Source organism: Geodermatophilus sp. SYSU D00684 (assembly GCF_054050455.1).
This window is the reverse complement of sequence record NZ_JBJGZI010000028.1, coordinates 17,880-36,016: the sequence shown is the minus strand read 5'-3', so window position 1 is coordinate 36,016 and position 18,137 is coordinate 17,880. Positions and strand designations below refer to the sequence as shown.

Genomic DNA, 18,137 nt, shown 5'->3' with positions numbered 1-18,137 from the left:
CGCCATGCCCGGCAAGGAGAGGGTCCTCGCGTTCCCGGTCTACCCCGGCGTGACGCCGCTGGACCTCATCGGCCCGCTCACCGTGCTCAGGACCCCGTCCATCGGGGGTGCGCGGTACCGCACCGTCGTGGTCGGCGAGCGCGCCGAGCAGCTGCCCACCGACACGCCGCTGGGGCTGCTGCCGGCCGCCACCTTCGCCGAGGTGCCGGACCCGTGGGCGGTGATCGTGCCCGGCGGCGGGGCGGCCACCCTGACCGCGGCGGAGGACGAGGCGCTGCTGTCCTACGTCCGCTCGGCCGCCGTCGGGGCGCAGGTGGTGGGGTCCACCGGCAACGGGGCGCTCGTCCTGGCCGCCGCCGACCTGCTGCGCGGCGCGCGGGCGGCCGTCCACTGGGCCTACCGGGAGCCGCTCGAGCGGCTGGGCGCCACCGCCGACGAGCACCGCTGGCTGGTCGACGGCCGGCTGCACACCGCCGCGGGCGGCACGGCCGGCATCGACCTGGCGCTGCTCCTGCTGGCCCGGCTGCGCGGGAAGGCCGTCGCCCGGTTCGGCCAGCTGATCGACGAGTACGACCCCCAGCCGCCGTTCGGGCGGGTCGGGCCGGACCCCGCCGACGACGAGCTCGCCCGGACGCTGCGCGACCCGGGCGGTGCGGCCCCCGACCGGCCCGCGCACGACGAGCGGCTCGTCGCCCTCGTGCTCTACCCGGGGCTGACCGTGCTGGACCTGGTCGGCCCGCTGCAGGTCCTCACCGTGCTGCAGCGACTGGCGCCGGGCCACCGCCCGGTGACCGTGTGGGCCCGCCGCGAGCCGGTTCCCACCGACGTCGGCGTACGGGTGCTGCCCGACCGCACGTTCGAGGAGGTCCCGCACCCGGCGATCGTGCTCGTGCCCGGCGGCGCCATGCCCACCATCCGCGCGATGGGCGACCCCCTGGTCCGGGACTACGTGCGTTCCGCCGCCGCCTCGGCCGACCTGGTCACCTCGGTGTGCACCGGCTCGCTGATCCTCGGCGCGGTCGGGCTGCTGGAGGGGCGCGACGCCACCACCAACTGGTTCTACTCCGGGATCCTGGAGGACCTGGGCGCGACGTACCACCGGCGCAGGTGGGTCGAGGACGGCAACCTCGTCATGTCCGCCGGGGTCTCGGCCGGCATCGACATGGCCCTGCACCTCGCGGCCCGGCTGACCGACGAGGCCACCGCCCGCCGGGTGCAGCGGGCCCTGGACTACGACCCCCGACCGCCGTGGGGCGGCATCGACTACGACCACATCCCGCCGCTGTCGCGGGCCGTGCGCGGCGCGATCGGGCTGACCGCGCCGGTGGTCGCCGGACGCGCCAGGCGGCTCACCCACGCCGGACGCTGACCCGCGGCCGGACCCGCGTCGCCTCGGGGAGGGGAGGGCGTGACCACCTCCGAGAGCGCGCAGCGCCGCGGCCCGACGGCCGGCGGTGGGCGCGGCCTGCGCACGCCGGTCCTCTGGGGCGTGGTGTGGGGCTGCCTGCAGGCCGCGTCGCCGCTGGCCTTCCCCTGGCTCGACGACGCCACCGTCTACGCGCTGGGACTCGTCCTCATCGCCGCGGTCTACATCGGGTTCGCCGTGGCCGACGGACGGGCCAGGGTCATCGCCGTCGAGACCGTCGTCGCCGCCGTCTTCGTCGTCGCGGCCGCGGCGGGGGTGACCGGCTCGGCCTGGCTGCTCGTGGCCGGCCTGGCCGGCCACGGCCTGAAGGACCTCTGGCAGCACCGCACCCGGTTCGTGGCGAACACCCGCTGGTGGCCCCCGTTCTGCGCCGCCGTCGACGTCGTCGCCGCCGCACTCATCGCCGCCGGGATCGTGGCCGACGTCCACCTCGGCTGGTGAGCGGCCAGGAGCCGCGCCGCCGGGTCGGGACAGCCGGGCGGGCACGGCACTCCGGCGCGACGGGGGAGGACCTGACCGAGGGCTCGGTGCGGAGGTCCGAAGGCCCCCTCCCGCACCGGTGCGCCCGGCGGGAGTGTGGTCCCGTGGAGCGGATCGGCCTGGTCCTCGGTGCGGGCGGGGTGGTGGGCCAGGCGTACCACGCCGGCGTGCTCGCCGCGCTGCAGCACGACCACGGCCTCGATGCCCGGCGGGCCGACCTGGTCGTCGGGACCTCTGCCGGGGCGATCACCGGCGCCCTGCTGCGGCTGGAGGTCTCCGCGACGGACCTGGCCTCCTGGGTCCAACGGCTGCCGCTGACGGAGGACGGCGAGATCCACCGCCGGATGGCCCTGGCCCCGGTCCCCGACCTGCCGCCGATCCGGCCGCTGCACCTGTTGCTGCGCCCGGCCCGACCGCCCACCCGGCACATGGTCCGGCGCGCGATCGTCCGCCCGTGGCAGTTCCGCCCGCTGGCGGCCGGACTCGCCCTCCTCGCCCCGGGGCGCGACTCGATCGAGGAGCGGCTCGCGCCGCTCCGCGGGTCGGGGCGCCCGGAGTGGCCCGCCCGGTCCCTGTGGATCTGCGCGGTGCGCCGTCGGGACGGCCGCCGCATCGTGTTCGGCCGGCCCGGGAGTCCCCCGGCGTCGCTCGAGAAGGCGGTCGCCGCCTCCTGTGCGGTGCCCGGCTACTTCGCGCCCGTGGAGATCGGTGGGCACACCTACGTCGACGGCGGCGCGCACTCCCCGACCAACGCGGCCCTCCTGCGGGGCTGCGACCTCGTGGTCGTCGTCTCGCCGATGAGCGGGCCGCCGGGGATCCGGCCCGACTTCCACGCCGCCGCCCGCCGCCACGCGGCGCGGCTGCTCCGGCGCGAGATCGCGGCACTGCGGGCCGCCGGGACCCGGGTCCTGGTCTTCTCGCCCGGGCCGGAGGAGCAGGAGGTCATGGGGGACGACGTCATGTCCGCCGCCCGCCTCGACGAGGTCGTGCACGCGTCCTCCGCCGCCGCGAGCCGGCGCACGGACACCCTCGAGGCCCGCCGCCTGCTGCGTCTCGCCGCCGAGGCGCTCCGCCGGGCGCCGTCGGGACCCGGGAGCCGTCCGGTGCCGGACACCGGCACTCCGTCCCGGGGCACCATGCCGGTCAGCGGGCAGGTGACGGTCCCGCTGCACCGTCCCGACGGCGCCGTCCACCCGTGGACCGGTGCGGCCGCCGACCGCAGCGGCGTCGCGGGCTCCGCCGAGGGTGCGCCGCCGGCGACGGCGTAGCGTCCGGGGCGGCACCGGCGAGGACAGCCGGGACGAACGGGACGTCCGGCCAGGGCGTCACGCGGCAGTGAGCCGCCGCCGGGGCGACCCCGGTGCCAGCAGACGGAATCCCGTGACCAGAGACGAGCAGGACGCCTCCGCGACGCCTCGTCCGCGGGGGCGTGCCGCGGCGCTCGACCCGTCCGTGCAGCGGCTGTTGCGCTCGGTCACCGACCTGGCCCGGAGGGTGCTGCCCGACGTCGCCGAGACCTCGGTGACGCTGGTGGTGGAGAGCCGGCCGGGCACCGTGGCGAGCACCGGCCGGCCGGCCACCGACCTCGACGCGAGCCAGTACGCCGCCGGTGCCGGGCCGTGTCTGCACGCCGCCTGTGAGGGGGAGCCCGCCGAGGTCCCCGACACGCGGACCGAGCGCCGATGGCGGGCCTATGCCGGGTGCGCTGTCGACCACGGGGTGCTGTCGTCCCTGTCGGTCCCGCTCGACCTCGACGGCGACGGGCGGCGGACCGGCTCCCTGAACGTCTACGCCCGTCGGCCGCACGCCTTCGACACCGACGCCCGCCGTTCCGCCGTCCGGCGCTTCGCGGACCTGACCGCCACCGTCGTGCGCGGCCGGCCGGGACACGGCGGAACGGCACTCCGGGAGACCGCGCCCGTGGCCGACGCGCGCTCCCTCGTGGACGCCGTGCGGCGGGTCCGCGCCGAGGTCGTGCGGCTGCAGGCCCGGCAGCGGGTGCTGCGCGCCCGGCTCGCCGCGACCGACACCCGCGTTGCCGCGATGCTGGAGCAGCTGGCGCTGCGGGCCACCGCTCGCGGCCGGCTCGCCGAGGCCGACCGGTTGCGGCGGCTCGCAGCCGCCGCGCGCGCCGACGCCGTCCGCACCCGTGGCTCCGCGGGTCCCTGACCCCGGCGACGCGGAGCGGCCCGGGGACGGGGCGGCTCAGGCGGGGGAGGGCAGGGTCCGTGCGAGTGCCGCGGTGAGCGTCAGCCGGAGGTCGAGCAGGTCGTCGAGCGCCTGCTGGGCCGCCTGGCACAGGGTGAAGCCCTCGCCGCTCGGGGAGTTGCGGAACCCGTCGCGGGCGGTGCCGAGCTCCTGGTAGGCGACCGTGATGCGGCGGTCGACGTCGGGGACCTGGGGACGAGGGAGCGACACGTCGCCTCCTCCTGCGGATCGGTGATGCCGGGAGGGGGTTCCCGGTCGTCCGTGCGGCGCTCTACCCACCCGGGGCCGTGCGCACGCACGTTCCGCCGCGCGGGCACGGGCACCCGGACGGGGGAACGGCGCCGGGGAGTGTCGGTGCCGTCCCTACGGTGAGGACCGTGACCCGTCGCACCGCCCCGTCCTGCCCCGACTGCGCCGGGTCCCCGCGCGCGGTCCCGCTCGTCGTCGGGCTGCCCTCCGCGGAGGCGTTCGACGCGAGCGACCGCGGTGAGGTCGTGCTGGGCGGGTGCCTGCTGACCGAGGGCGAGCCGCTGCCCGACCGGGCCTGCCCGGAGTGCCGGCAGCCGCTGCGCTGACCCCGCGCGGGGTCAGCCGATCCCGCACTCGTCGCGCAGGTAGGCCTCGACGTTCGCGCTCGCCGTGTCCAGCCCGCTCCCGGCCTCCTCGAGCGCGGCGACCGAGTCCCCGTCGGTGAGGTCGAGGTCGGCCACCGCGTCCGCCATCCGGTCCAGGCCGGCCTGCATGGTCTCCCAGTCGGCGGCGATCTCCTCCGGTGGGTCGACGTCCCGCATCTCCTCCCCGAGCTGACGGAAGACCTCGGGGAGCGAGGCGTCGCCCTCGACCTCCGCGAGGGCGTCCTCCACCCGCTGGTCGAGGTCGGCGGCCCGGGCGCAGAAGTCCTCCCCGGCCGCCGTGTCCTCCGCCGTGTCCTCCGCGGGGGAACTGGTCGCCGGGGTGTCGGCCGCCGAGCCGCCGTCGCCCGAGCCGCCGTCGTCACCGGAGCACGAGGCGAGCAGGACGACGCCGAGGACCGCGGCCACCCCGGCCCGGACGGGACGCAGCTGCTGGCGCATGGACCGACCGTCCCGCGACCGGCGGCCCGGGGGCAGGGTCGAAGGGCCGCCCCGGGGCGAGCGAGGTCACAGGAGGATCACGGCCGATCGGGTTCCGTCGCCGGCGGTGGGCGCCGATGACACCTGCGGTCACCCGGGGATCCGCTCAGTGACGAGGGACCCGAGCCGGTGGAGCGCCGTCTCCCGGCCGGTGGCCGCGCCCCTCGCTCGCCCTCCCGAACGGATCCCCGCACCGCCATGCCCGCCGTCCTCGGCATCGTCGCGTCCACCCTCAGCATCGCCGTCGTCTGGCCCCAGGTCTGGCTCTCCTGCCGGCACGGCCGCACCCGGGGGCTGTCGCCCACGGGCAGCTGGCTGGCCGTCGCGCTGAACCTGGCCTGGCTGACCTTCGGCCTGCTGGCGCACGACCCGGCCCAGGTGGTCACCAACGCCGTCGTCGGCGCGGGCAACGCCGCGGTGCTCGCCGCCCTGCTGCTCACCCAGCCGGCGCAGCGCACCCGGCGGGTCCTCGCCCGCACCGCTTCCGGCGCCGCCGCGCTGGCCGCCCTGGCCGGGAGCTGCCTGTTCGCGGTGGACCTCGGCGCCGCGCCGGCCGCGGCCGCCGCCGTCCTCGCCGCCGTGACCGCGGTCGTCGGCGCCGCCGCCGCGGTGCCGCAGCCGCTGGGCCTGCTGCGCGACCGCACCCAGGACGTCTCCGGGCTCTCGCCGGTGCGGTGGTGGCTCGGCGCCGGGTCCTGCGCCGCCTGGACCGGGTACGGCCTCGCGGCGGGACAGCAGGCGATGGCGCTGTCGGCCGCGGTGGGGCTCGCGTGCGCCCTCGTCACGTGCGCGGTGCTCGCCGCCCGCCGGACGCCGGCGCCGGTCGTCCCGCTGCCGGTCCGCCGCCCGGTCCGCCCCGCCGAGCCGCGCCCGGTGCTGGCCGCCGCGGCCTGAGGACGCCGCCCGGGCGAGGATCGGGCGTCGTCCGCACCCACCCCGAGGAGTTCCGTTGAGCCCGAGCCCCGTCGCCGTCACCGGCTCGACCGGACAGGTCGGGGGCCGGGTCGCCCGCCGGCTGTCCGCCGCCGGCGTCCCGCAGCGCCTGCTGGTCCGCGACCCGTCCCGCGCGCCGCGGCTGCCGGGCGCGACCGCCGTCGTCGCGCCGTACGCCGACGGCGACGCCGTCCGCCGGGCGCTGGAGGGCGTGGGGACGGTGTTCATGGTGTCGGCGTCGGAGTCCGCCGACCGGGTCGACCAGCACCGTGCCTTCGTCGACGCCGCCGCGGCCGCCGGCGTGCGGCACCTGGTCTACCTGTCGTTCCAGGGCGCCGCCCCGGACGCGACCTTCACCCTCGCCCGCGACCACTGGGCCACCGAGGAGCACGTCCGCGCCCGCGGGCTGCGGTCCACGTTCCTGCGCGACGCGCTCTACGCCGACTTCCTGCCCGGCCTGGTGGGGGAGGACGGCGTGATCCGCGGCCCGGCCGGCGACGGGCGGGTCGCCGCGGTCGCCCAGGACGACGTCGCCGACGCCGCGGTCGCCGTCCTCCGTGACCCCGCCGCGCACGCCGGGCGCACGTACGACCTCACCGGGCCGGAGGCGCTGACGCTGACCGAGGTCGCGGAGACGATCACCGCCGTCACCGGCCGCCCGGTCCGGTACCACGCGGAGACCGTCGAGGAGGCCTTCGCCTCCCGCGCCTCCTACGGCGCCCCCGGCTGGCAGGTCGAGGCCTGGGTGTCGACGTACACCGCGATCGCGGCTGGTGAGATGGCCGCCGTGAGCAGCGCCGTCCCCGACCTGACCGGTTCCCCGGCCACCACCTTCGAGCAGCTGCTGCGGGCCACCGCATGAGCCTGGCGATGCGGGCGGTGGCCGGGTACCTGCGGCTGACCGCCAAGCCGCGGATGGCCACCGCCGAGCGCGCCCGGCAGCGGATGGCCGACCCCGGCGCGCCCGCCCGGCTGCCGGACGCGCTGCGCCGGCGGCACGAGGTGGCCACCCGGCTCGTCGAGAGCCGTGAGGTGCACACGGTGGCCCCGCGCGGCGGCGGGTCCGGTCGGGTCGCCGTCTACCTGCACGGCGGCGCCTACGTCGCCGGGATGGCGCCGCAGCACTGGGCGCTGGTCGGGCGGCTGGCCGACGCCGGCGTCCGGGTGGTGGTGCCCGACTACGGCCTCGCGCCGCGGTGCACGTACCGCGACGCGTACCGCCTGCTCGACGCGGTGTACCGCGGCCTCGGCGACGACGTCGTCCTCGCCGGCGACTCCGCCGGCGGCGGGCTGGCCCTCGGCTTCGCCCAGACCCTGCTCGGCACCGGCCTGCCGCAGCCGCGGCGGCTGGCGCTGATCGCGCCGTGGCTGGACCTGGCGCTCACCGGGCCCGGTGTGGCCGACGCCGAGGCCCGGGACCCGTGGCTGTCCAGCGCCGGCCTGGCCGAGACCGGCCGCGCGTGGGCCGGCGGCGACGACCCGGCCGACCCGCGGCTCAGCCCGGTCCACGGCCCGCTCGCCGGGCTGCCGCCGGTGCGGGTCTGGATCGGCACCCGCGACCTGCTCCACCCCGACGTGGTGCGCCTGCGGGACCGGGCCGCCGCCGCGGGGGCGCAGGTGGACGTGACGGTCCGCCCGGGCGCCGTCCACGTCTACCCCCTGACGCCGACCCCCGAGGGCCGGGCCGGGACGCGGGAGGTGGTCGCGGCGGTGGCCGGGGACTGAGCCGCCGCGCGCCGTTCTGCCGACAGCCGAACAATTGCGCGAATGGCGAAACGGGACCATTCGGGGGCGCATTCCTGTCGCGTTCCCGATTGACTGCGGCCGTCCGACCCCGGCGGCCCAGGAGGTACCGACCGTGCAGACCCCGACCGGCTCCCCGACCCTGCACGACGCCGTCGCCGACCGCCTGCTGCGCGAGCGCATCGTCGTGCTCGGCAGCGAGGTCGACGACGACGTCGCCAACCGCCTGTGCGCGCAGATGCTGCTGCTCGCGGCCGACGACCCGCGCCGCGACGTCCACCTCTACGTCAACTCACCCGGCGGCTCGGTGACCGCCGGCATGGCCGTCTTCGACACGATGCAGGCGATCGGCTGCGACGTCGCCACCTACGCGTTCGGGACGGCGGCCTCGATGGGGCAGTTCCTGCTCACCGCCGGCACGCCGGGCAAGCGGTTCACGCTGCCGCACACCCGGATCCTCGTGCACCAGCCCTCGGGCGGGCTCGGCGGCACGCAGTCCGACGTCGCCGTCCAGGCCGAGGCGCTGCGCCGGCTGAAGCGGGACGTCGACGAGCTGCAGGCGCTGCACACCGGGCAGACCGTCGAGCAGATCGAGCGGGACTCCGACCGGGACCGCTGGTTCACCGCGCAGGAGGCCGTGGCCTACGGGCTCGTCGACCACGTCGTGGCCTCGGCCACGGCGCTGCCCGGCCCGGCGCTGGTCCCCGCCGGCTGGGGCGCGCCGTGACCGACTGGCTCACCGCGACCCTCGACGACGCCCGCGCGGCCGAGCTCCGGCGGTCGGTGCGGCACCACCGCCGGGTCGCCGCCGCGGCCCGGCGACGCCGCGCCCGCCGGCTGGCCGCCCGTGCGGCCGCCCTAGCCGAGCGCTCCGCCGTCCTCTCCGCCCGGGCGGCGCTGCTGTCGCCCGGACCCCGCGCGGAGGTGAGGTCGGACGCCGGGGCGGATCGGCGGACAGTCGTCTGAGCTGCACTTCTGTCATCCACAAGGCTTACCGCTTGGTTCTGCTCGAACACATGATCGAACACGTGGAGGTGCAGGCCGCGGACCGGGAGATCGCCCGGCAGACCGCGCTGCGGGCGCGGGCGGTGGCGGCGTTCGCGGCGACCCGGCCGGCCTCGGCGGACCGTCCGCAGGGTGCGCCGGGGGCGATGTCGGCCGGGCGGTGGGCGGCGCGGCCGGAGGTGCTGCGGCCGGTGAGCGAGTGGGCCACGCAGGAGCTGGCGGTGGCGCTGTCGCTGTCGGCGGAGGCGGCGCAGGCGCTGCTGGAGCGGTCGCTGGTCCTGGTGCACCGACTGCCGCTGACACTGGCCGCGCTGGAGGCCGGGACGCTGCACCCGGGGCACCTGTGGCCGCTGCTGGACGAGGTCGCGCCGATCACCGACGACGCCCTTCGCGCCGCAATGGAGCGGGACCTGCTGGCCTGGGCGGCGGGACAGCTGACGACGTCGGCCCAGCTGGGCGAGAAGGCGCGGCGGGAGGTGCTCAAGCGGGGCGCCCGCGCGGCGCCGGACCGGCACGGCCGGGCGCGGGACCGGCGCTGCCGGTTCCCCGGCTGCCGCCGCCGCACCGGCCACCTCGACCACGACACGCCCTGGCCGACCGGACCCACCGCCGCGCCCGACCTGGCCGGCTACTGCGCCGGCCACCACCGCGGCAAGCACCAGGCCCCCGGCCGGCGCCACGACCTGGCCGCCGACGGCACCCTCACCGTCACCACCCCCACCGGCCTCACTGCGACGACCACCCCACCGCCCTACTGACGCCCTCCTGAAGCGGCGCCGGGAATGTCCCGGCGGACGGTGCGTTGGAGCAGGTGCCGGTCCGGTCCATGCCCCCGGGCCTCACCTCCCGCCGCTGCGAGCGGCCACTCGCCGAGAGGCGGCTGTCGGGCCGGCGCCGCACGATCCGGCCGCCCGGTCCACCAGGACCGGGCGGCCGTCCGCGTCCGGGGACCGGCCGGGGACGTGCCAGGGTGGCGGGCGTGCGTGTCCTCGTCACCGGCAGCTCCGGCCACCTGGGCGAGGCGCTGGTCCGCGTGCTGCGCGACGCCGGTGAGGACGTCGCCGGGCTGGACCTGCTGCCCTCGCCGTGGACCGACGTCGTCGCCTCCGTCACCGACCGCACCGCCGTCCGGGACGCCCTCGCCGGCGCCGACGCGGTGCTGCACACCGCCACGCTGCACAAGCCGCACGTCGGCACGCACGGCCGGCAGGCGTTCGTCGACACCAACGTCACCGGCACCCTCGCCGTCCTCGAGGAGGCGGCGGCCGCGGGCGTCGGGCGCGTGGTGGTCACCAGCACGACCAGCGCCTTCGGCCGCGCGCTGACGCCGGCTCCCGGTGAGCCCGCCGCGTGGGTCACCGAGGCCGTGCCGCCGCGGGTGCGCAACGTCTACGGCGCCACCAAGGTCGCCGCCGAGGACCTCTGCGAGCTCGTCGCCCGCGACACCGGCCTGCCCGTCGTCGTCCTGCGGACCTCCCGCTTCTTCCCCGAGGGCGACGACAGCGACGACGTCCGCACCGCCTACACCGACGACAACGTCAAGGTGAACGAGCTGCTGTACCGGCGGGTGGACCCCGCCGACGTCGTCTCCGCCCACCGCGCCGCCCTCGACCGGGCGCCGGCGCTCGGGTTCGGCCGCTACGTCGTCAGCGCCACCACGCCGTTCGGCCGGGACGACCTGGCACGGCTGCGTACCGACGCCCCGGCCGTCGTCGAACGGCTCTTCCCGGACGCCCCGGCGCTCTACGAGCGGCTGGGCTGGCGGCTGTTCCCCTCGATCGACCGGGTGTACGTCAACGCCGCCGCCCGCGCCGAGCTCGGCTGGACGCCGGAGTGGGACTTCCGCGCCGCCCTCGACGCGCTCGCCGCTGGGCGCCCGCCGCGCAGCGAGCTGGCCCGGACGGTCGGCGCGAAGGGCTACCACGCCGTCCCGACCGGCCCCTACACCGTCCGCTGACCGGGGGACTCCAGCACCACGACGTCGTCCTCGTGCAGGCCGGAGGCCACCACCGTGCCGCCGCGCTCGGCGACCGCGGTGACGAAGCCGTAGCCGGCGTCGGTCGCGCGCAGGTCGTGCACCCGGCGCCCGTCGGCCGGGTCGAACGCCATCACCCAGGCGATCGGCGTCGCCTCCGGCCGCACCCGCTCCGGCACGTTCCACAGCAGCAGCCGCAGCACGCCCGGCAGGGGCAGCAGCCGGTCCAGCAGTGCGTTGCGCGGCGCGGCGATCGCCACCCACAGCAGCCCGTCGCTGCCGAGCGAGGCGTTGTCGGGGAAGCCGGGCAGGTTCTCCACCAGCGGCTCGGTGGTGCCCGCCCGCTCGCCGGTCAGCCAGTGCCGCAGCACCCGGTAGCGGGCCGTCTCGGCCAGCAGCAGGTGCGAGCCGTCGGGCGCGCGCACCAGCCCGTTGGCGAAGCCGAGCCCGGACAGCACCGTCGTCACCCTGCCGTCGGGGTCCCGCCGCACCAGCCGCCCGGTGGCCGAGTGCTCGAACATGTCCCCGAGGTGGTGCTCGACGTCCCACCGGCCCGTCGACGTCGTGAACCACACCGTGCCGTCCGACGCCGCGACGACGTTGCTCGCGAACGTCACCGGCTCCCCGTCGACCTCGGAGACCAGCACCTCGACGCCGCCGTCGGGGAACACCCGCAGCAGCCCGCGGTCGTGGTCGCAGACGAGCACGCTGCCGTCGGCGCACGGCTCCACCCCGAGCGGGCGCCCCCCGGTGCGCCCGATCAGCGTGCGCTCCCCGGTGACCGGGTCGATCCGCACGACGCTGCCGTCGCGCAGCCCGGTGACCACCAGGCCGGCGTCGTCGAAGAGCACGTCCTCGGGGCCGGAGTCGCCGGTCGGCAGCCGGCGGGCGACGCGGAACGGCGCCGTCGGGCCGGGGTCGGCGAACGCCGGCGGGGTCCAGCGGCGCGGCCGGATGCGGCGGCGGGTGAGCAGCGGGCTGCCGACCTGCGCCGCGGCGCGGTCGGGGGTGAGCCGGCCGGCCCGCCGGATCACCGCCAGGCAGCGCCGCTCGAGCAGCCGGACGGCGAGGCCGAAGGAGCGGAACGCCGGGTTCGTCGTCTGCCCCGCCCGGTAGCGCGCCCACACCTGCTGGGCGATGACCGCGACGCGGAACAGGCCGAACACCTCGTACCAGGCCCACTCGGCGTTGGTGACCCGCTGCCCGGTCCGCGCGCTGTAGTACGCGACGACCTGCTCGCGGGTCATCATCCCGGGCAGCGTCGTGGGCTGGCGGCTGAACCGGCGCATCAGCGGGCCGTCGTCGGCCTGGATCCAGTAGCCGAGCGCGCTCGCGAGGTCCATCAGCGGGTCGCCGACGGTGGCCAGCTCCCAGTCCAGCAGCCCGACGGGGCGGGTGGGGTCGGCGGGGTCGAGGACGACGTTGTCGAACCGGAAGTCGTTGTGCACCAGCGTGTGCGCCCGGTCGGCGGGCTGGTGCTCGGCCAGCCACGCGGTCACCCGCGCGAAGGCCGGCACGTCCCGCGTGCGCGCCCGCGCGTAGCGCTTCGTCCAGTTCTCGACCTGGCGGCGCCCGTAACCGGGGCCGCGGTCGAGGTCGGCCAGCCCGGCGGCCCGCACGTCCACCGCGTGCAGGTCGACCAGCAGGTCGACGACGTTGCGGCACAGCCGCGCGACCTGCTCGCGGTCGAGGTCCACGCCCGGCGGCAGGGAGCGGCGGGGGATCGGCCCCTCGACCCGCCGGACGACGGAGAACGGCGTGCCGACGACGGCGGTGTCCTCGCACAGCGCGACCGTGCGCGGCACGTGGGGGAGGACCCGGCCCAGCGCGTCCTGGACGCGGTACTCGCGGGCGACGTCGTGCGCGGTGCCGGTGTGCTCCCCGCGCGGCGGGCGGCGCAGCACCAGGTCGCCGTCGGGGTAGCCCAGCAGGTAGGTCAGGTTGGAGACGCCGCCGGCGAACTGGCGCACCTCGGGGACGGCGGACAGGTCGACGCCGGCCCGCGCGGGGTCGGCGTGCGCGGCCAGCCACGCGGCGACCGCGGCGACGTCGAAGGCGTCCTCGGCGCGGACCGGGCGGGCGTCGGTCACGAGAGCCGCCGCACGACGGAGAGCAGCAGCACCCGCATCGCGACGCCGATCGGCACCCACGGCCAGGCCGGCACGTACGCCTTGGCCTTCCGCGCCTCGATCGCCCCGACCATCGCCCGCACGCCGGTCTCGGTGTCCACCATGAACCGGGTGGCCTGCTGCACGTGCTCGTTCATCTCCGACCGGATGTAGCCGGGGTAGACCACCGACACGTCGACGCCGGGGATCCGCTCGGAGCGCAGCCCCTCCGCGAGCGCCGCGACGCCGGCCTTGGTGGCCGCGTAGGTGGTCATGCTCCTGCGCATCCCGCGCAGCGCGGACATCGACGAGACGAGCACCAGGTGGCCGCGGCGCTGCCGGCGGAACACCTCCAGCGCCGCCTCGCACTGCGCCAGCGCGCCGACGAAGTTGGTCATCGCCGTCTCGCGGTTGGCGTCGGCGCGGCCGGTGCCGAGCGGGGCGCCCTTGCCCAGGCCCGCGTTGACGACCACCCGGTCGAGCCCGCCGAACCCCTCGTCGAAGCGGCGGAACACCGCGGGCACGGCGTCGGCGTCGGTGACGTCGAGCGCCGCCGTCTCCACCCGCCGGCCGGTCGCCGCCCGGATCCCGTCCGCGAGGGTGTCCAGCCGGTCGGTCCGGCGGGCGCACAGCGCGAGGTCCCAGCCACGGGCGGCGAACTGGCGCGCCATCTCCGCGCCCAGCCCGGAGCTCGCCCCGGTGACCACGACGACGCCCGGGCCCGAGCGGGCCTGGGGGGAGGACGGGTCGGGGCCGGGGGAGGAGGGCACCCGGGCACGCTAGTTCCGGCCGGTACCGGTCCGGTGCCCGGGGGCTCAGGTGCGGACGCCGGGGCGCACCTGCGCCAGCACGAACCCGGCGACGACGTCGTGCACGGCGTCGCGGTCGTGCTCGTTGAGGACGTCGTGCAGGTCGCCCGGGAAGGTGCGCAGCGTGGCCCGCGGCAGCCGCGCGACCAGGGCTCGGGAGTTCTCCAGCGGCACCACCGGGTCGGCCTCGCCGTGCAGGACCAGCGTCGGGACGTCGGGCCGGCCCGCGGCGAGCCCGTCGGCCACCGCGGACCAGGAGCGGACCACCGCCTCCAGCGTCTGCCGGGGCACCGGACCGCGGTTCACCAGCGGGTCGGTGCGCAGCGCCTCCAGGTAGCCGGGGTGGGTGCTGAACACCTCCGCCGGGTCCGGCGGCTCGACCTCCGCGACGTCGTCGGCGAGCATCGCCTCGATGACCGGCACGGGCTGGGCCGGCGGGTCGGAGACGACCAGCGCCTCCGCCACGTCCGGGGACCGCTGGGCCAGCAGCAGCGCGGCCACGCCGCCGCCGGAGTGCCCCACGAGCACCAGCGGGCGGCCGGGGTGCCGGGCCCGGGCGATCGCGGCCAGCGTGCGGAGGTCGTCGGCCTGGTCGTCCCGGCTGAGCATGAGGTCGCGCTCGCCGTCGCTGCGGCCGTGGCCGACGGCGTCCAGGGCGTGCACGGCGATCCCGTCGGCGGCCAGCCGCCGGCCGAGGGGCGCGTAGAGACCCAGGTGCTCGCCGAAGTCGCCGTGGTGCAGGACGACGACCGCGCGTGCCTCGCCGTCGGGGAGCCAGGCGTCGTGGTGCACGCGGCCCCGGGTGCCGTCGAAGAAGGGCATCGCGCCCCTCCCTCCGGGTCGGGCGGACGGGTCCCCGCGCCGGCGATCGTCCTCGCCGCCGCCCCGGTGCAGGGGGTCCCGCCGCCGGCCCGGGGAGGGGACGGCGCTGCGTCACCCGGGGCGCCCGGTTCGGCTCCGCGCGTGCCGGGCAGGATCGTCGTCATGACGTATGCCGCAGCCGAGGGCCGCTACGACTCGATGACCTACCGCCGGACCGGCCGCAGCGGCCTGGACCTCCCGGCGATCAGCCTGGGGCTGTGGCACAACTTCGGCGACGACGTGCCGCTGGACCGCCAGCGCGCCATCCTCCGCCGGGCCTTCGACCTGGGCATCACGCACTTCGACCTGGCCAACAACTACGGCCCGCCCTACGGCAGCGCCGAGACCAACTTCGGCCGCCACCTGCGCGACGACTTCCGCCCCTACCGCGACGAGCTGGTGCTCTCCACCAAGGCCGGCTGGGACATGTGGCCCGGCCCCTACGGGCAGGGCGGCGGCTCGCGGAAGTACGTGCTCGCCAGCCTCGACCAGTCGCTGCGGCGGATGGGCGTGGAGTACGTCGACGTCTTCTACTCCCACCGGCCCGACCCGACGACGCCGCTCGAGGAGACGATGGGCGCGCTGGACACCGCCGTCCGGTCGGGGAGGGCGCTCTACGCCGGCATCTCCTCGTACTCGCCGGAGGACACCGCGAAGGCCGCGGCGATCCTCGCCGACCTCGGCACGCCGCTGCTGATCCACCAGCCCAGCTACTCGATGCTCAACCGCTGGATCGAGACCGAGGGCCTGCTCGACACCCTCGCCGACGTCGGTGCCGGCTGCATCGCCTTCTCGCCGCTGGCGCAGGGGATGCTCACCGACAAGTACCTCGGCGGGATCCCCGAGGGCTCGCGCGCCAGCCAGGGCAAGTCGCTCTCGCCGGACCTGCTCACCGACGAGGCGATCACGCACGTCCGCGCGCTGGGCGAGCTGGCGGCCGAGCGCGGGCAGTCGCTGGCGCAGATGGCGCTGGCCTGGGCGCTGCGCGACCCGCGGGTGACCAGCGTGCTCATCGGCGCCAGCAGCGTCGCCCAGCTCGAGCAGAACGTCGGCGCGCTGGAGCGGCTGGACTTCAGCGACGAGGAGCTCGCCCGCATCGACCGGCACGCCGTCGACGCCGGCATCGACCTGTGGGAGGGCGCCCGCACCGCCTGAGACCGTCGGCGGTCGCCCCTAGCCTCCGCGCATGGACACCCGGGTGGTGGCGTGGCGGCGGACCGACGAGGACGCCGGGCACAGCCTGGCCCGCGTCGAGCGGCACGACGGCGGCTGGCTGGCCCACGGCACCGAGGTGCTGGCCGGCCCGGAGACCCTGCTCGCCTGCACGTTCCGCGTGCGGCTCGACGCGGCGTGGGCGACCCGCGCGGTCGAGGTCTCGTCGGTGTCCGCCGCCGGGGAACGCCGCCTGGCCCTGTCGGCGGACGACCGCCGCCGGTGGACCGTCGACGCCGAGCGCGCCCCGGAGCTCGACGGGTGCGTGGACGTCGACGTCGCCGCCACCCCGCTGACCAACACGTTCCCGATCCGGCGGCTCGCGGACCTCGCCGTGGGCGAGGAGGTCACCACGCCGGTGGCCTGGGTCGACGTGCCGGCGCTCGGGGTGACGCGGGTCGACCAGACCTACCGCCGGCTGGGCCCGCTGCGGTGGCGGTACGCCGACGACGCGCACGGCGCCTTCGAGCTCACCGTCGACGGCGACGGCCTGGTCGTCGACTACACCGGCATGGCCACGCGCGTCGCCGGCTGACCGCGCTCAGCCGCCGGTCAGGACGACGCGGTTGCCGTCGGGGTCGCGCAGCCGCACGACGCGGCTGCCGCCGCCGGGCTCGGGGCCGTCGTGCGCGACGCCCGCGGCGGTGAGGTCCTGCGCGGTCGCGTCGAGGTCGGCGGCGCCGATCACCATCGTCGAGCGGCCGCTGCGCTCCGGCTCGCGCCACACCTGGACGCCGGCGGAGTCGGTGAGGTGCCACTCGAGCAGGCCGTCCATCGGGCGGCTGTCGGGGCCGCGGCCGAACAGCGCGGCGTACCAGCGCTCGGCGCGGTCGAGGTCGGCGACGGTGGCCTGGGCGAGCACGCTGGTGGCGTGCACGGGGACCTCCCTGGGGTCGGGCCACGGGCGGGCCGTGGCGCGTCGGTGGGTTCCCCAGGGGAGACCCGCCGGCGGCCGCGGGCTCATCGGTCCGGCGTCACCGGTCCCGGCCGCGCGCCTCCGCCGCCGCCAGGCCCGTGGCCAGGCGGCCGTCGGGGTCGAGCCGTTCCAGCAGCGCCCCGGCGACGTCGGCGAGCTGGCCCACCTGCTCCGGCGTCAGCGCGTCGATCACGTGCTCGCGCACGGTGGCCAGGTGCCCCGGCGCGGTCTCGCGCACCTTGGCCCAGCCGGCGTCGGTGAGCCGGGCGTTGGTGGCCCGCCCGTCGTAGGGGCACGGCGCCCGCTCGACCAGGCCGCGCTCCTCCAGCCGCCGCACGACGTGGGAGAGCCGGGGGAGGGTGGCGTTGGTGCGGGTGGCCAGCTCCGTCATGCGCAGCGTGCGCTCCGGCGCCTCGGACAGCATCGCGAGCACGTGGTAGTCGAAGTGGGTCAGCCCGGCGTCGCGGCGGAGCTGGCCGTCGAGGACGCCGGGCAGCAGCTCGACGACGGCGACCAGGCGCAGCCAGGCCCGCATCTCGTCGTCGTCCAGCCACCGGGGTTCCACGACGACATCGTCCCACTCGGGTGCTTGTCGCTTCAACCAATGCGGACTAGGGTCATCGGTTGTAGGTACAAGTGACGTGGAGGCCGCAGTGACCCTCTCCCTCGACCCGGACCTGGTGTCCCCGGTCCCCTCGGCGACGGTGCGCACCCGGGTGACCGTGCCGCTGCGCTTCGCCGACGGGTACGCCACGACGGCCGAGGTGGTGACCTTCGACGGGCTGGCCGACGGCCGCGAGCACCTGCTGCTCGGGCTCGGCGACTGGCGCGGCGCGCTGGCCCGCTCGGCGGCCGGCGGGGAGGCGCCGCTGGTGCGCCCGCACAGCGAGTGCCTCACCGGCGACGTCCTCGGGTCGCAGCGCTGCGACTGCGGCCCGCAGCTGCGCGAGGCGGCCGAGCGGATCGCGGACGAGGGCGGCTTCCTGCTCTACCTGCGCCAGGAGGGCCGCGGCATCGGCCTGTACGCCAAGCTCGACGCCTACGCGCTGCAGGACGCGGGCCTGGACACCTACGAGGCCAACCGGGCGCTGGGCCGCGGCGAGGACGAGCGCGACTACACCGCCGCCGCGCAGATGCTGCAGGCCCTCGGCGCCGACCGGGTCCGGCTGCTGTCGAACAACCCCGACAAGGCCGCCCAGCTCGAGCTGCTCGGCGTCGCGGTGACCGGGCGGGTGCCCACCGGCGTCCACCTGTCGGCGGCCAACGCCCGCTACCTCGCCGTGAAGCGCGACCACACCGCGCACACCCTCGACCTGCCCACCCTCGACCTCCCGCTGGCGGGCTGAGCC

The 18,137-nt window shown here is 77.3% G+C and carries 22 protein-coding genes; 15 read left to right on the top strand and 7 right to left on the bottom strand.

Annotated features, from left to right (window positions below):
* The first annotated feature begins 4 nt into the window (after positions 1-4).
* The 4 genes from ACI79L_RS19045 (at position 5) to ACI79L_RS19030 (ending at position 4,075) form a co-directional block, all read left to right on the top strand.
* On the top strand, positions 5-1,369 hold the full coding sequence (locus ACI79L_RS19045; RefSeq protein ID WP_456938286.1) for a DJ-1/PfpI family protein: 1,365 nt from the start codon (positions 5-7) through the stop codon (positions 1,367-1,369).
* A 39-nt stretch (positions 1,370-1,408) separates the two neighbouring features.
* A complete protein-coding gene (locus ACI79L_RS19040) occupies positions 1,409-1,867 on the top strand; it encodes a hypothetical protein (protein WP_456938285.1) in 459 nt (152 codons plus the stop codon).
* 143 nt (positions 1,868-2,010) lie between these two features.
* On the top strand, positions 2,011-3,174 hold the full coding sequence (locus ACI79L_RS19035) for a patatin-like phospholipase family protein (protein WP_456938284.1): 1,164 nt from the start codon (positions 2,011-2,013) through the stop codon (positions 3,172-3,174).
* Between the two features lie 112 nt (positions 3,175-3,286).
* On the top strand, positions 3,287-4,075 hold the full coding sequence (locus ACI79L_RS19030; RefSeq protein ID WP_456938283.1) for a GAF domain-containing protein: 789 nt from the start codon (positions 3,287-3,289) through the stop codon (positions 4,073-4,075).
* A 36-nt stretch (positions 4,076-4,111) separates the two neighbouring features.
* Here the strand turns inward: ACI79L_RS19030 and ACI79L_RS19025 are convergent, their stop codons facing one another.
* Positions 4,112-4,324: a hypothetical protein gene (locus ACI79L_RS19025; protein ID WP_456938282.1), complete on the bottom strand. Its 213-nt coding sequence runs from the start codon at positions 4,322-4,324 to the stop codon at positions 4,112-4,114.
* 167 nt (positions 4,325-4,491) lie between these two features.
* On the opposite strand from ACI79L_RS19025, the gene ACI79L_RS19020 reads away from it, so the two are divergent.
* On the top strand, positions 4,492-4,689 hold the full coding sequence (locus tag ACI79L_RS19020) for a hypothetical protein (protein ID WP_456938281.1): 198 nt from the start codon (positions 4,492-4,494) through the stop codon (positions 4,687-4,689).
* Between the two features lie 12 nt (positions 4,690-4,701).
* Here ACI79L_RS19020 and ACI79L_RS19015 read toward each other — a convergent pair whose 3' ends face one another.
* Positions 4,702-5,187, bottom strand: coding sequence for a hypothetical protein (locus ACI79L_RS19015; RefSeq protein WP_456938280.1), 486 nt, complete (start codon positions 5,185-5,187; stop codon positions 4,702-4,704).
* Between the two features lie 237 nt (positions 5,188-5,424).
* On the opposite strand from ACI79L_RS19015, the gene ACI79L_RS19010 reads away from it, so the two are divergent.
* The 7 genes from ACI79L_RS19010 (at position 5,425) to ACI79L_RS18980 (ending at position 10,864) form a co-directional block, all read left to right on the top strand.
* Positions 5,425-6,120 carry a SemiSWEET transporter gene (locus ACI79L_RS19010; protein ID WP_456938279.1) on the top strand — a complete coding sequence of 232 codons (696 nt, stop codon included), beginning with the start codon at positions 5,425-5,427 and terminating at the stop codon, positions 6,118-6,120.
* Between the two features lie 55 nt (positions 6,121-6,175).
* A complete protein-coding gene (locus tag ACI79L_RS19005; RefSeq protein ID WP_456938278.1) occupies positions 6,176-7,021 on the top strand; it encodes an SDR family oxidoreductase in 846 nt (281 codons plus the stop codon).
* Positions 7,018-7,884 (top strand): alpha/beta hydrolase fold domain-containing protein, encoded by an 867-nt coding sequence (locus tag ACI79L_RS19000; RefSeq protein ID WP_456938277.1) that lies wholly within the window; start codon positions 7,018-7,020, stop codon positions 7,882-7,884. Before ACI79L_RS19005 ends, ACI79L_RS19000 begins: the two co-directional genes overlap by 4 nt.
* A 34-nt stretch (positions 7,885-7,918) precedes the next feature.
* Positions 7,919-8,629, top strand: coding sequence for an ATP-dependent Clp protease proteolytic subunit (locus ACI79L_RS18995; RefSeq protein WP_456938276.1), 711 nt, complete (start codon positions 7,919-7,921; stop codon positions 8,627-8,629).
* Positions 8,626-8,868, top strand: coding sequence for a hypothetical protein (locus ACI79L_RS18990; RefSeq protein ID WP_456938275.1), 243 nt, complete (start codon positions 8,626-8,628; stop codon positions 8,866-8,868). Before ACI79L_RS18995 ends, ACI79L_RS18990 begins: the two co-directional genes overlap by 4 nt.
* 50 nt (positions 8,869-8,918) lie before the next feature.
* Positions 8,919-9,665, top strand: a complete 747-nt coding sequence (locus tag ACI79L_RS18985; protein ID WP_456938274.1) for a hypothetical protein — start codon at positions 8,919-8,921, stop codon at positions 9,663-9,665.
* A gap of 221 nt (positions 9,666-9,886) precedes the next feature.
* The gene (locus tag ACI79L_RS18980) at positions 9,887-10,864 is read left to right on the top strand and encodes an NAD-dependent epimerase/dehydratase family protein (protein WP_456938273.1); all 978 of its coding nucleotides are present in this window, start codon (positions 9,887-9,889) and stop codon (positions 10,862-10,864) included.
* Here the strand turns inward: ACI79L_RS18980 and ACI79L_RS18975 are convergent.
* From ACI79L_RS18975 to ACI79L_RS18965, 3 genes are read right to left on the bottom strand one after another with little or no spacing between them, the layout of a single operon-like run.
* Positions 10,849-12,972, bottom strand: coding sequence for a phosphotransferase (locus ACI79L_RS18975; RefSeq protein ID WP_456938272.1), 2,124 nt, complete (start codon positions 12,970-12,972; stop codon positions 10,849-10,851). The two genes, ACI79L_RS18980 and ACI79L_RS18975, sit on opposite strands and share 16 nt — an antisense overlap.
* The gene (locus ACI79L_RS18970; RefSeq protein ID WP_456938271.1) at positions 12,969-13,760 is read right to left on the bottom strand and encodes an SDR family oxidoreductase; all 792 of its coding nucleotides are present in this window, start codon (positions 13,758-13,760) and stop codon (positions 12,969-12,971) included. The genes ACI79L_RS18975 and ACI79L_RS18970 overlap by 4 nt, the downstream gene beginning before the upstream one ends.
* Positions 13,761-13,805: 45 nt before the next feature.
* Positions 13,806-14,621, bottom strand: coding sequence for an alpha/beta fold hydrolase (locus tag ACI79L_RS18965; RefSeq protein ID WP_456938270.1), 816 nt, complete (start codon positions 14,619-14,621; stop codon positions 13,806-13,808).
* Between the two features lie 162 nt (positions 14,622-14,783).
* Between ACI79L_RS18965 and mgrA the strand changes: the two genes are divergently transcribed.
* Positions 14,784-15,815, top strand: coding sequence for an L-glyceraldehyde 3-phosphate reductase (gene mgrA / locus ACI79L_RS18960; protein ID WP_456938269.1), 1,032 nt, complete (start codon positions 14,784-14,786; stop codon positions 15,813-15,815).
* Between the two features lie 31 nt (positions 15,816-15,846).
* Entirely contained in the window at positions 15,847-16,407 is a 561-nt protein-coding gene (locus ACI79L_RS18955) for a putative glycolipid-binding domain-containing protein (protein WP_456938268.1), read from the top strand.
* A gap of 6 nt (positions 16,408-16,413) precedes the next feature.
* Here ACI79L_RS18955 and ACI79L_RS18950 read toward each other — a convergent pair whose 3' ends face one another.
* Entirely contained in the window at positions 16,414-16,749 is a 336-nt protein-coding gene (locus tag ACI79L_RS18950) for a VOC family protein (RefSeq protein ID WP_456938267.1), read from the bottom strand.
* A gap of 97 nt (positions 16,750-16,846) precedes the next feature.
* Entirely contained in the window at positions 16,847-17,353 is a 507-nt protein-coding gene (locus ACI79L_RS18945) for a MarR family winged helix-turn-helix transcriptional regulator (RefSeq protein ID WP_456928949.1), read from the bottom strand.
* A gap of 88 nt (positions 17,354-17,441) precedes the next feature.
* On the opposite strand from ACI79L_RS18945, the gene ACI79L_RS18940 reads away from it, so the two are divergent.
* Positions 17,442-18,134, top strand: coding sequence for a GTP cyclohydrolase II (locus ACI79L_RS18940; RefSeq protein ID WP_456938266.1), 693 nt, complete (start codon positions 17,442-17,444; stop codon positions 18,132-18,134).
* Positions 18,135-18,137 lie beyond the last annotated feature (3 nt).

What these genes read in the sequence shown, in the direction of transcription:
- mgrA (WP_456938269.1), top strand. Translation starts at nt 14,784, where the DNA reads ATGACGTATGCCGCAGCCGAGGGCCGCTACGACTCGATGACCTACCGC.
- ACI79L_RS18985 (WP_456938274.1), top strand. Translation starts at nt 8,919, where the DNA reads ATGATCGAACACGTGGAGGTGCAGGCCGCGGACCGGGAGATCGCCCGG.
- ACI79L_RS19010 (WP_456938279.1), top strand. Translation starts at nt 5,425, where the DNA reads ATGCCCGCCGTCCTCGGCATCGTCGCGTCCACCCTCAGCATCGCCGTC.
- ACI79L_RS19015 (WP_456938280.1), bottom strand. Translation starts at nt 5,187, where the DNA reads ATGCGCCAGCAGCTGCGTCCCGTCCGGGCCGGGGTGGCCGCGGTCCTC.
- ACI79L_RS18965 (WP_456938270.1), bottom strand. Translation starts at nt 14,621, where the DNA reads ATGCCCTTCTTCGACGGCACCCGGGGCCGCGTGCACCACGACGCCTGG.
- ACI79L_RS19000 (WP_456938277.1), top strand. Translation starts at nt 7,018, where the DNA reads ATGAGCCTGGCGATGCGGGCGGTGGCCGGGTACCTGCGGCTGACCGCC.
- ACI79L_RS19045 (WP_456938286.1), top strand. Translation starts at nt 5, where the DNA reads ATGCCCGGCAAGGAGAGGGTCCTCGCGTTCCCGGTCTACCCCGGCGTG.
- ACI79L_RS18955 (WP_456938268.1), top strand. Translation starts at nt 15,847, where the DNA reads ATGGACACCCGGGTGGTGGCGTGGCGGCGGACCGACGAGGACGCCGGG.